Here is a 258-nt window from a genome sequence, read left to right on the forward strand (position 1 = left end):
GGCTTTGTTGCATAAAGCTATTCTTGAAGGCTTCTTCAGCAATATAATTTCCAAATGAAGAAACCTGCCCCTAAAATCTACCGTACAACTAATTGGTCCTCGTATAACCAAGCTTTAATCAAGCGAGGAAATATTTCAATCTGGTTTGATCCCAAGACCCAATGGTATGCACAGCCACAAGGCAAGCATGGACGAAATCAAACTTATTCCGATACAGCGATTCAATGCTGTTTAATGATCAAATCTCTATTCCGTCTT

The 258-nt window shown here is 39.1% G+C and carries 1 protein-coding gene; it reads left to right on the plus strand.

The genetic code is table 11. From position 1 onward, the window contains the following. Positions 1–54: 54 nt before the first annotated feature. Positions 55–258: transposase (locus tag HMPREF0023_RS16420; RefSeq protein WP_190319067.1), on the plus strand; the 204-nt coding region annotated here is incomplete at its 3' end.

Origin of the sequence: Acinetobacter sp. ATCC 27244, from assembly GCF_000156555.1 — a bacterium.
GTDB classification, from domain to species: Bacteria; Pseudomonadota; Gammaproteobacteria; order Pseudomonadales; family Moraxellaceae; genus Acinetobacter; species Acinetobacter haemolyticus.